General features: G+C 66.1%; 1 pseudogene (only partly in view). It reads right to left on the minus strand.

The annotated features are described in order from the left end of the window. Positions 1–13,632: pseudogene (locus tag DB708_RS28360) on the minus strand (non-ribosomal peptide synthase/polyketide synthase) (its annotated part continues 17,534 nt past the right edge of the window); the annotation flags it as partial.

A 13,632-nucleotide genomic window follows, 5' to 3' on the forward strand; every position in this document is an offset into this window, starting at 1 on the left:
TCAGCGCGGTGTCACCCTGGTTTCCAGGAACAGCTTGAGTTGTTCGCCGTACTCGCTCAGCGAATCGGCGGTCAACATCTCAAGATGCGTGCTGTCGACTGAGTACGTGGCGATCTCCCCGGCAACATAAGGCCGCCAAACCCGTTGCTGGGACCGGGCTACCCGCCCGATGCGCTGTCCTCGCCGGCGTCGGTGGCCATCGCCGTTGTCGCTTCTGGCTCGGGCCGCGGAGAAGATGACCATGTCGCCGTCGAATACGCCGGGTTCGTGCTCGGCCAGATGTAGCTGATTCGCCGTGACGCTCTGCGCCATGAACGCCAGCAGCTGCTGGGGCGGAAGTCCGAACATGACCCCTTGCTGCTGAGCCAGTTCCGCGGCCTGCCGGTAGGTCAGGGGCTCGGACCGCTCCGGAATGTCGATGCGATTGGTCCGCAGGATGTGTTCCAGGACTTGGCTTTCGTCCAGCGTGTGATTCTTTGCCACGGCCCGGTTGGCGGTCATCTTTGCCATGAGCTTGTGCGCGCTGAAAACCGGGTCGAGCAGGACCAGGCTTTGGACCTCACATCCACGCCGCTGGAGTTCAACGGCGAGTTCGTGCGCGACGACGCCGCCGAATGACCAGCCGAGAATCTTGTATGGCCCGTCCGGATAGCGGGCTTGTAGCCGGTCCGCGTAGTTTGCCGCCATGATGCGGATCGAGGCGGCCTCGGGTTCACCGTCTTGCGCGATTTGGTTGATCCCGATGATCGGGCAATCCAGATAGTTGCCCAGAGCCCGATACGGCCAGCTCAGTCCGAGGCCGTCGTGAATGCAGCACAGCGGAGCGCCGGTGCCCTCCTGGAACACCTCGACTCCGACCACTTCAGACGTATTGTCCTGCCGGCTCAACTGCTCGGTCAGGCTCCTGACAGAGGGGGCATAGAACATGGTGCGCACCGCAAGGTGAACGTCGAGTGCGGCGTTGATTGTCGCGATCACCCGCATCGCTGAGAGTGAATCGCCACCGAGATCGAAGAACGAGTCTTCGACCCCGACTCGCTCGATGCCCAGCACCTGTGCGTAGATGCCGGCGATGAGCTGCTCGGTCTCGCCGTGCGGGGCCGCAAAAGGCGTGGCAGCGAACAGCGGTGTGGGCAGCGCCTTGGAGTCGATCTTGCCGGAGGAGGTCAACGGGAACTCCTCGAGCACGACGATCTGCGCCGGCACCATGTACTCGGGCAACCGCGCGGCCAAACGCTGGCGCACCGCGCTGATCTCCATGTTGGTATTGGGGTTGTTGGCGTGAGTGCCGCGGTGCCGGGTTCCGGCGCTGGACAGGTAGAGGTCGGTCAGCGCAGTGTCCGGCTCGGCGGGGCTGAGGAAGACGGCGTCGAGAGTGCCGGGCTCGGCGCCCCAAGTCACGGCGACGCGGTATCCGGCATTCTCGCCGAGCCGATGTAGCTGTTCGGGCGTGACGATGTCGGGCGCCGCTGGGGGCGGAGTGAGCGCGTCGGCCAGCGGCAGCCCCTCGGCGAGGGCGTGTTCGATGCGGACGTCGGTGGCCACCCCGGCGCGCGGAATCTCGGTGATGCGCACCGCGGCAGGACGTCGCGAGGCCAAGCGGGCGTGCAATCCGAGCAGACCCGCGCAATCGGTCCACGTCCAGGTGGGTGCGGTCGTGACGGAACGCACCGGCGCGGGAGTCTTGCGGATGACGACGTCGTAGCGGTACCGGTTGAGTTCGTTGTCGGCCAACCCGCGCTTTACCTGGACGTCGAGTCCGGCAACAGATGCGTGGTCGGCCGCCCAGCCAGTGAAAAAGTCTGGTGTCAATAACAATTCGGGTTCGCTGACGACGGCACGGTGGACCCGTTGCCGGATCTCGGCGGCGTCGGCAGTGGTGGTGCGGGCCAGCGCGACTCCGGTTTGGAAGGCGTCCTGAAGGGCGTAGTTACGGATGTCGCCGAGGAACAACGCGCCGCCGGGAGCCAGCAGCTCCATGGCGCTGTCGATCAGGCCGGCCAGGTATGCGCTGTTGGGGAAGTACTGTACGACCGAGTTGACGATGATCGTGTCGAAGTAGCCCTGCGGCAGACCCTCGGTGATGTGGGCGGGCCGGGTGAGCACCTCGACCCGATCACGCCACGGGATCTGCAACCGCTCCAGCGAGCGGGCGAGGTTGTCGATGGCCACTGCCGACATGTCGGTCGCGACATAGTGCTCACAGTGTGGGGCGATCTGCGACAGCAGCAACCCCGAGCCGGCGCCGATCTCCAGTAATCGGTTCGGCCGCAGGGCCATGATCCGATCCACCGTAGCCGTGCGCCATTCGAACATCTCCTCGAGCGGAATCGGTTCACCGGTGTAGCTGCTGTTCCAACCCCGGAAGTCCATGCCGAACTGCGGCATTGCGTCGCGACCGTCGTACAGCTCGTCGTAGACGCCTTGCCACTGTCCGACGATCTCGGTGTCGTGGTCGGCGCTGGTCTCGTGCCCGAGGGTGATGTAGGCGATGAGGTGGTCGCCGGCATTGCCGTGGTGCACGGTGGTGACGGCCTGGGTTACCTGCGGGCAGTCCAGCAGGGCGCTTTCGATTTCGCCGAGTTCGATGCGATAGCCGCGGATCTTGACCTGTTCGTCGGCGCGCCCGAGGTACCGCAGCTGCCCGTCGGCCCCCCAGGAGACCAGATCCCCGGTGCGATACATCCTTTGTCCAGGCGCTTCCGCACCGGCGAACGGGCATGCCAGGAACCGCGCCGCCGTCAGATCCGGCCGGCGTAGATAGCCGTCCGCGAGCCCGGCGCCGGCCACGTACAACTCGCCGACCACCCCCGTCGGCACCTGGCGCAACCACTTGTCCAGCACGAAGAACGCGAGATGCGCGAGAGGCCCACCGATCGGGCTGACACTGCTGTCGATGTCGCCGTCGGAGAGCTCGCGGAACGAGGCATGCACCGTTGTCTCGGTGATGCCGTACATATTGATCAGCCGTGGCGGTCCCGGGTGATGCTGCAGCCAGGTCCGAAGGCGTTGGGGTTCAAGGGCTTCACCGCCGAACACCACCGTTTGAAGTTTCAGCTGCCGTGCCAATTCGGGCTGCAACCTATTGGCGGTTTGCAACGCGTAGAAAGCCGTGGGGGTTCGGCTCAGCACGCCGACGTGTTCGGCGGCGAGCAGTGCGTGGAAGTCCTCGGGCGAGCGGGTCACCGATTCGGGCACCACCACCAGCCGGCCGCCGTGTAGCAGCGCACCCCAGATCTCCCAGACCGAGAAGTCGAAGGCCAGCGAATGAGACTGTGCCCAAACCTGTTTCATATCCAGCTGGGCTTGTAGCGATCCCAGCAACTGGGTGACGTTGCGGTGCGGTACTGCTACACCTTTGGGGGTGCCGGTGGTGCCCGACGTATAGATCATGTAGGCGATGTCATCGGGGGCCGGCATCGGCAATGGGGCGCACGGGTAGCCGGGAATGCGGGGATCGTCGATGGTGATGACCGCCAGGCCGTACCCGTCAAGCCGGTCGGCCAGCGCGGCAGTGGTGATCGCGGCGACCGGTTTGGCATCGCCCACCATGAATCCGATCCGGGCATCGGGGTGAGCCGGGTCGAGCGCCAGATAGGCGGCCCCGGTCTTCAGCACCGCGAGGATCGCGATGATCGCCTCGGTGGAACGGGTGAATAGCAGCGCCACCGGCTGTCCCGGGCCCGCTCCGTGCGCGGCCAGCAGGTGCGCCAACCGGTTCGCGTCATCCTCGACTTCCCGATAGGTCATCGACAGGCCGGCGAAAGTCACGGCCAGAGCCTGTGGGGTGAGCGCGGCCTGCTCGGCCCACCGTTCCGGGATCGACAACGCTGGTAATGCGTTCTGGCTCAACACCTCCCGATTGCCCCAGCGATCGAGCCGCGCGTACTCGTCGGCCGCGAGGAGATCCGTCGACGATAGTCGGCGGGTGGGGTCGGTGGTGACCGCGACCAACACCCGATGCAGCCGCTCGATCAGGGCGCTGATGGTGGCTGCGTCGAATACGTCAGTACGAAATTCGACCATCCCCTCGATCCCGGCGGGCTCGCCGACGTCGCTCCAATGTTCGGCGAGGTGGAAGACCAAATCCATTCGGGCGGTGTGGGTGTCCATCGGCAGCGGGGTGACCTGCACATCATCCAAAGCCAACCCGGATGCCGGATCGACTCGGTGCCCCACGACGCTCTGCCAGGCCAGCATCACCTGGACCAGCGGGTGATGGGTCAGCGATCGAGCGGGGTTGATCCGCTCGACGAGGACCTCGAAGGGCACGTCCTGGTTTTCGTACGCGGCCAGACTGCGCCGTCGGACCTGACCCAACAGCTCGGCGAAGGTGGGATCCCCGGCTACCTCGACGCGCAACACCAGGGTGTTGACGAAGAAGCCCACCAGCGCATCGAGTGCGGGGTCGCGCCGACCGGCGATCGGGAAGCCAACTGCCACATCGGAACTGGCGCTGACTGCCGACAGCAGTACGGCCAGAGCAGCCTGGATCACCATGAAGCTGGTCGCATTGTGCTCGCGAGCCACCTCGCGGATGCGCTGTTGCAATTCGGCCGGCCACTGAAGCGCCACGTTGTAGCCGCGGTAGTCGGCAACCAACGGATAGGGCCTATCGGTGGGCAGCTGTAGCCGCTCCGGCATTCCAGCCAGAGCGTGTTCCCAGTAGGCCAGCTGGGCCGCGATCGGACTGTCGGCGTCGGCCAGATCACCGAATTGGGCGCGCTGCCAAAGCGTGTAGTCGACATACTGCACCGCCAACGGCACCCGCTGCGGAAGTTGGCGTTGCCGTCGAATCCGATAGGCCGCGCTGATATCGGAGACCATCGGCGCCAGTGACCAGCCGTCAAACGCGATGTGGTGCACTACAATTCCGACGACGTAATCCTCGGGACCCACCGAGTAGATCTGCGCGCGAATCGGGATCTCGGCAGACAAATCGAAGCTGTATTTGGCCAGCGCCACCAGGTTGGGCACCATCTGATGCGGCGCCAGCGACACCGCCGCGTCGCCACCGCGTCGCCACAGTCCAGGCGTGGCAGGCAGCACTTCCTGATAAGGCACACCGTCGATGTCGACGAAGATGGTGCGCAGCGATTCGTGGCGGGCGATTACATCGTCCAGCGCCGCGTCCAGCGCCTCGACATCCAGTGCCCCGCTGATCCGGAACGCGGTCGGCATGTTGTAGGTCGCCACCCCACCTTCGAAGCGGTAAAGGAACCACAACCGGGATTGAGCGAAGGACAGCGGAACCAGTGCGGGCCGTGGGCCGGCCGCCAACGGCTTCCGCCGGCCGGTCTCGTTTGCGCCGATGCGCGGCGCCAGCGCAGCGATGGTGGGTGCGTCGAACAGGCTGTGCACTTGGAGATCGGCGTCCAGCACGGAGTTGATGGCGGTAGTCAGGCGCATCGCCGAGAGGGAGTCGCCGCCGAGGTCGAAGAAGGAATCGTCCGTGCCGACCTGTTCGATGCCCAGGACGTGGGAGTAGATGCCGGCCAGGATCTCTTCGACGGCATTGGCGGGCGCATGGTAGTGGTCGGTGTCGCGATAGTCCGGCGCGGGCAGGGCGCGGGTGTCAAGTTTGCCGTTCGCGGTCAGGGGCAGGGTCTCGAGCACCACGACGATCGCGGGAATCATGTAGGCGGGCAGCTTGTCGGCCAACGCAGTTCGTAGCTCGGCCGGGTCGGCGGTTCCGGTGACATACCCGATCACACGGGTCGTGCCGGCCCCGTCTTTGCGGGTGATCACGGCGGCTTGTTCGACACCGTCCAAACTGGCCAGGGCGGTTTGAATTTCGCCGAGTTCGATGCGGTAGCCGCGGATCTTGACCTGTTCGTCGGCGCGTCCGACATAGTCCAGCTGCCCGTCGGGATGCCAGCGCACCAGGTCGCCGGTGCGGTACATCCGGGCGCCACGTTCGCCATAGGGGCAGGCCACAAACCGCGACGCCGTTAACTCCGGCCGGCGCAGATACCCGCATGCCACGCCGTCGCCGGCGACGTACAACTCACCCACCACGCCGATGGGCACCGGACGCAGCCAGCCATCGAGCACGAACAGCGCCGCGGTCGAAACCGGTGCGCCGATGGGCGCCGCTCCCGACCCTGCGGTCAAGGGCGCACTCATCGACGCGTAGACGGTGACTTCAGTGGGGCCGTAGGCGTTGATCACCGTCCTGCTGCCGTCCGCCCATTGGTCGACCACGTCGGCGGGGCAGGCCTCTCCACCCAGCAGCACCGCCACCGAATCCAACTGCCGTGGCGTCAATGCGGCTACCGCGGAGGGCGTTTGGGTCAGGACATTTATGCCTTCGTCGACCAGCAGGGTCTGGAAGTCCACCGGAGAGGCGGTCACCGACTCCGGCACCACGACGAGTCGTCCGCCATGCAGCAGCGCCCCCCAGATCTCCCACACCGAGAAGTCGAATCCGTAGGAGTGGCATTGCGTCCACACCTGAGTCAGCGGCAGGTGCGCGGGCCCGGAGCTGGCCAGGTGTGCCACGTTACGATGGCTGACCGCAACACCTTTCGGCACACCGGTGGTGCCCGAGGTGTAAATCAGGTACGCGATATCGTCGGGTGATGGTGCCGCCGGTGCGGTAGCCGGCTGGCTCACTACGGCGGGGTCGTAGATGTCGATAATGCGTACGTCGTGTCCGTCCAGCAGGGGGCACAGTTCGATCGTGGTGAGTGCGGCGATCGGGGCGGCGTCGGCCAGCATGAAGCCGATCCGTGCGTCGGGGAGGGCGGGGTCGATCGCCAGGTACGCCGCCCCAGTCTTCAGCACCGCCAGCATCGCGATGATGGCCTCGGCAGAACGCGAAAACACCAGTGCCACGTACTGTCCCGGGCAGGAACCGTGGGCAAAGAGCAGCTGCGCCAACCGATTAGCGGCCTCGTCCAGCTCGCGATAGCTATGCGAGCGGCCTTCGAAGCTCACCGCCACCGCGTGCGGGCCGCGCTGTACTTGTTCGGCGAACAACTCTGGGATGGATGCCGGCGCAACCGCGCGTCGGGTCAACACCGCGCGGTTACCCATCGCAGCCATCAGGGCTTGCTCGTCGGCATCCAATAGCTCGATAGAAGACAGCCTGCGAGTGGGATCGGTGATCATGGCCAAGAGCACGTCGTGAAGTTGCACAAGGAGTGTGTCGATGCAGTCGGCGGCGAAAACGTCGGTGCTGTATTCCACCCGCAGGCCGAGCTCACTGCCGGGCATGGCTTGCAAGGTCAACGGATAGTGGTTGTACTCGCGGGCGGTAATTTCGCCGATGGCCAACCCGTCGACCCCGGCGAGGTTGGCGGCGTCGACGGGGTAGTTCTCGAAAACGAACAGCGTGTCGAAGAGTTGGTCGTGGCCAGTGACACGGTGGACCTCGGGTAGTGCCAGATGTTGGTGCTCGAGGGTGTGGTTGTTGGCGCCGTGCAGTTGGTCGAGTAGGTCGGCGGTGGTGGTCAGCGGTGTGCAGTTGGCCCGAACCGGCACGGTGTTGATCAGCAGACCCACCATTGCGTCCGCACCGGGAACTTCGGTGGGCCGGCCGGAGACCGCGGTGCCGAAGGCGACGTCGTGCTGACCGGTCAGCCACATCAGCAGCTGTGCCCAGCCGACCTGCAACACGGTGTTGACGGTGGTGTGGTGTGCGCGAGCCAGCGCGCCCAGCGCCCGCGTCGTCTGTTCACTGACGCGAGACGTCTGCACTGCGCGCCGCCCCGGCCCGAGCCGCGCCGGCGGGCCCACTAGCGTAGGAGTCTCGAAGCCCGCGAACGCCTCTCGCCAAGCCCGGTGGGCGGCGTCGAGGTCTCGCTCGGCCAGCCAGCCGACAAATCGGCGATAGGGCGTGGGTGCGGGGAGTCGATGCCCGAAATAACTGGCGAAGATCTCCTGCGCCAGGATCGGCAGCGACCAGCCGTCGAGCACGATGTGGTGATTGGTCAGCACCAATCGGTGGCGCTCTTTAGCGGTACGCAGCAACGCGACCCGGAACGCCGGCGGCTCAGTCAGATCGCAGACCGCGGCGCGTTCGGCGGCGGCCACCCCATCGACTCGTTGAGTATCCTCGCCGACCTCGATGTATTGCCACGCCGGCTGGGGGTTGGCCGGAACGACCTGGACCGGCTGGTCGAATTGCCCGCAGAAGCGGGCGGCCAGGTTGGGATGGCGGCCGACCACGGTGTGGACGGCATTGCGCAACCGGTCCGGGTCCAGCGGCCCGGTAATCGTGATGTCGAGCTGCATCGCATAGATGTCGTCGCTGCTTCCACGGATTGTGTTGGCGTGGAACAACAGTCCCTGCTGCAGCGGAGTGAGCGGCAGGATATCGGCGACGCGGTCTCGCCGGCAAAGCTCGTCGATCTGTTGCTGGCTCAGCTGGGCCGGCAGGATATCCGACGGGGTCAGCCCGCCGCCGCCGTGCTGGACGTGCGCGCAGATTCCCGCGAGGGCGTCAAACCATAGCTGGGCGATCCGGCTGATCACGGGGCCGTCGACTATCGAGGGCGCCCAGGTCCAAGTGGCATGCAGGTGTGGGCCGGCTTCGGTGTCCAGGGTGCTGGCGTTGAGTTCGACGCTGTGTCCCAACGGCATTGGGATCGCGGAGGAACCCGCCGCCGTCAGCAGGCCGTCCTGGCTGATTTGCCACAGCATGTCGGAGAGTTCCGCCGCGCCGCCGAGTCGGCCCAGATAGTTGAACCCGATCGCGGGGTCGGTCCCGGTCAACTCCACCTCGGCGTTGAGGTAACGGAGCAGGCCGTAGCTGAGGCCGTCGGGCACCGAGCGCAGTTGCTCTTTGGCGGCTTTGACCGCCGCGCCGAGCGCGGAGTCGCCGGAGATCACCTGCGCCCAGTCCAGTCCCCTAAACTCTAGGGCCACAGGATATTTGGTGGTGAACCACCCCACGGTGCGCGATAGGTCGACGTTCGATGCCAGCTCGTCGTGACGGCCGTGGCCTTCGACGTCGATGCCGATCGGCGAGCCGGTGCCCAAAAACTCTGCCCAGGCCAATCCGAACGCGATCAACAGAATGTCCTGTACGCCAGCGTGAAACGCCGTGGGTACCTCACCCAGTAGCATCCTGGTGGTCTCGGCGTTCAGCTCCATCGACATCTGACCAGCGCTGGCGTAGGTGTCGAGCTCGGGGTGGGGCGCGGGCAGCGCGCTTGGCACTGCCGCCACCTGCCGCCACGTGTCGGCGTGGCCGACGACGTCGGCGGCGCGCGCGTGCTGGGCAAGCAGTGACGACCACCGGGCAAACGACGTGCCGCCCGCGGGTAGCTCGATGGGCTGCCCGTTGTGCCGCTGGCCCAGGCGATATTGAGGTCTTCCAACAGGATTCGCCATGACACCGCATCGACGGCAAGGTGGTGAATGATCAGCATGAGCTGACGGGTGGACGTAGCCCACACCGCGTTCAGCATCGTCCCGCTCGCCGGGTTCAACCGTGCCCGCGCCTCGGTCAGTGCGGCGTCCGTCAGCCCGTCAACGGTGTTCAGGCAAGCGCGGGCATCCGCCGTGCCGACCTCGGGCACCCGTAGCGAGCCATCGTCGTCGATGCGCAGCCGCAGCATGGCATGCGCATCCAGCAATGCCTGGAGCACCACCACCACGTCGTCTTCGGTGACGCCGGCCGGGGCCTGTACCGCCAGTGTCTGGTTGAACTGCTCGATCGGGCCCTCAATGTTCTGCAGCCAGTGCATGATCGGGGTGGGCACCACCGGCCCGATGCCCTCGTCGACGATGCCGCTGTCTGCGGACGTGACGTTGACTACCAGAGCCAGTCGGGCCACGGTCTGCTCGACGAAGATGTCACGCGGACGGCACATTACGCCGGCCGCCCGCGCTCGGGCCACGACTTGCATCGACAAAATGCTGTCCCCACCCAAATCGAAGAAGGAGTCGTCGACGCCGACTCGCTCTACGCCGAGCACGTCGGCGTAGATCCCGGCCAGGATCTCCTCGGTCGCGGTGCCCGCAGCGCGGTAGCGGTCGATGTCGCTGTATTCCGGTGCCGGCAAGGCACGGGTATCGAGTTTCCCGTTGACCGTGAGAGGAAGCGCTTCGATCAGCACCACCGTCGACGGAACCAGGTACGGCGGCAGCCGGTCGGACAGCGCCGCGCGCGCACGTGCGGGATCGGCGGTGCCGGTGATGTAGCCGACCAGACGAGTCGCGCCGGGATGGTCTTCGCGAGTGACCACCGCAGCTTGATCAACACCATCCAAATCTGCTAGGGCCGAGCGAATTTCGCCGAGCTCGATGCGATAGCCGCGGATTTTAACCTGCTCGTCGGCACGCCCGAGGTAATCCAGTTGGCCATCGACCCGCCAGCGCACCAGGTCCCCGGTGCGGTACATCCGCGATCCGGACCGGCCGAACGGGCAGGCGACGAATCGCGACGCGGTGAGCTCGGCCTGGCCGCGGTATCCGCATGCCACACCGGCACCGGCGATGTACAACTCACCGACCACGCCGATGGGTGCCCGCCGCAACCATGCATCGAGGACAAACAGCGCCGCGGTCGACACCGGCGCGCCGATCGGCACCAAGGCTGTGCCCGGTGTCAACGGTGCGCTCATCGACGCGTACACGGTGGCCTCGCTGGGGCCGTAGGCGTTGATTACTACCCGGCCATCCGCCCATTGATCCACTATCTCGGCCGGGCACGGCTCCCCGCCGAGCAATAGCGCCGTCGACTCCAATTGCTGCGGGGCCAACACCGCTACCGCGGAGGGGGTCTGGGTGAGGACGTTGACCTGTTCGGCGATCAGCAGGGCGTGGAAGTCTTCGGGCGAGGTCGTTGCCGACTCGGGCACCACCACCAGACGTGCCCCGCCGAGTAGGGCGGCCCAGATTTCCCACACCGAGAAGTCGAACGCATATGAGTGGCATTGCGTCCATACCTGCGCCGCCGGCAGCTCTTCGGGAGTCGACTGCGCTATGTGGGCGAGATTGCGGTGTGTGACGGCCACGCCCTTGGGATCACCGGTGGTGCCCGACGTGTACACGAGGTAGGCGATGTCCTCGGCCGACGGACCCGGTAGCCACGTGCTGGGCTGGGCGGCGACGGCGGGATCGTCGATATCGACGACCGCGAGGTCGTATCCGGCGAGCCGGAGGCGCAGCTCGGCGGTGGTGATCGCGACAACTGGGGCGGCATCGGTGAGCATGAATTTGATTCGGGCGTCGGGCAGGGTGGGGTCGATCGCCAGATAGGCCGCGCCCGCCTTGAGTGCTGCCAGCATCGCGACGATCGCCTCGGCCGACCGCTGCATCAGTAGCGCCACACTATGGCCCGGCCGCACGCCATAAGCAGTCAGTAAGTGCGCCAACCGGTTAGACGCCTCGTCGAGGCCACGGTACGTCAGTGAGCGGCCCTCGAATGTGACTGCCGTCGTGTCGGGTGCCCGGGCTACGTGTTCGGCGAACAGCGCCGGGACCGACACCGCGGCTGGTGCGGGTCGAGCCAGGACCGCGCGGTTACCCATTTCGTCGAGGCGGGCGTGCTCATCGGCATCCAACAGTTGGATCGAGGAAAGCCGGCGGCCGGAGTCGGCGGTGATGGCCTCGAGTACCCGCTCGAACCGCTGCACCAGAGTCTGGATGCTGCGGCGATCGAACACGTCGGTACGGTATTCCACCGTCCCGGAGATTCCCGCCGGCTCGCCGGCCCGGGTGTAGCGCTCGACCAATGAGAACGCCAAATCCATTCGTGCGGTGTGGGTCTCAATCGCCAGCGGGGCGGCCTGGACATCGCCTAGCGCCAATCCGGGGGTGGGGTCCTCGCCGTGCAGGTTCTGCCAGCCCAACATCACTTGGATGAGCGGGTGATGCGTCAGGCTTCGGGTGGGGTTGAGTCGCTCGACGAGGACCTCGAACGGCACGTCTTGGTGCTCATAGGCGGCCAGGCTGCGCTGGCGGACCTGGGCCAGCAGCTCGGCAACGGTAAGGTCGCCGTCGACCTCGACGCGCAGCACCAGGGTGTTGACAAAGAAGCCCACCAGGTCGTCGAGGGCTGCGTCGCGGCGCCCGGCGATCGGGAAGCCCACGGCTACGTCCGAATTCGCGCTGACGTGCGATAGCAGCACCGCCAAAGTGGCCTGGACCACCATAAAGGTCGTCGCGTTGTGCTCGCGAGCCAATTGGCGTATCTGCAGCTGCAATTCAGCTGACCACGCCACCTCGACGGTGGCTCCGTGTTGGTCGGCCACCGGCGGGTAAGGCCGATCGACGGGAAGCGCTAAGCGCTCCGGCATGCCGGCCAAGGCTTCTTCCCAGTAGGACAGCTGGGCCGCGATCGGGCTGGCCGGGTCGTCGAGGCGCCCGAACTGGACGTGCTGCCACAGGGTGTAGTCGGCATACTGCACCGGCAGTGGTGCCCAGCGTGGTGGTTCCCCCACTCGCCGCGCGGCGTATGCCTCACCGAGATCTCGCACCAGCGGCGCGACCGACGATCCGTCTGCGGCGATGTGATGTACTACGCCGACGAGCACGTGCTCATCGGTGCCAAGGCGGAAAAGCGTTGTTCGCAACGGAATTTCGGTGGCCAGGTCGAATGTGTAGCGCGCCGCGGCTTCGATCTCCTGGCCACGCTCCGTGGCGGACCAGGCGGCGGCATCTACTACTTGCAAACTGAACTGCGCCGAATCGGCGGCGACAACGACTTGTTGGGGGATGCCGTCGGGCGCCACGAACAGTGTTCGCAGGCTCTCATGGCGTGCGATCACATCGACGAGCGCGGCGTCTAGTGCATCGACGTCGAGGCGGCCGGAGAGCCGCAGTGCGACTGCCATGTTGTAGACCGGGGAAGGCCCCTGCAACTGATCCAAGAACCACAGTCGCGATTGGGCAAACGACAACGGCACCAGGGTGGGTCGCTCCCCGGCCGCCAACGGTTCCTGCCATCCACGGCCCGAGCCGATGAGGGGAGCCAACCTGGCGATGGTGGGCGCGTCGAACAAAGTGTGCACTTGCAGGCCCGGGTCGAGGCCAGAGTTGATCATGGCGATCAGGCGCATCGCCGAAAGCGAGTCACCGCCCAGGTCGAAGAACGAGTCGTCGACGCCGACCTGTTCGACACCTAGGACCTGGGCGTAAATGCCGGCGAGGATCTCTTCGATGGCGCTGGCCGAAGGGCGGTTATCCACCGCAACGCCTCGGTATTCAGGTGCGGGCAGCGCGCGGGTGTCGAGTTTGCCGTTAGGCGTCAGCGGCAGCGCCTCCAACGACACCAGCGCGGCTGGCACCATGTAAGACGGCAGTCGCTCGGCCAGCGCGCTGAGCACTACGGCCGGGTCCGCGGTTCCGGTGATGTAGCCGACCAGACGTGTGGCACCGGGGCGGTCCGTGCGGGTGATGACGACAGCTTGTTCGACGCCTTCCAAACCGGCTAGAGCCGTTTGGATTTCGCCAAGTTCGATGCGGTAGCCGCGGATCTTGACTTGTTCGTCGGCGCGGCCGAGGTAGTCCAGTTGGCCGTCGGTGCGCCAGCGGACCAGGTCGCCGGTGCGATACATCCGGGTGCCGGGGTCGCCGTACGGGCAGGCGATGAACCGCGGCGCCGTCAGGTCGGGCCGGCCGAGATATCCGCACGCCACTCCCGCACCGGCCACATACAACTCGCCGGCGACCCCCGCC

This window comes from Mycobacterium montefiorense, assembly GCF_003112775.1.
Lineage (GTDB): Bacteria > Actinomycetota > Actinomycetes > Mycobacteriales > Mycobacteriaceae > Mycobacterium > Mycobacterium montefiorense.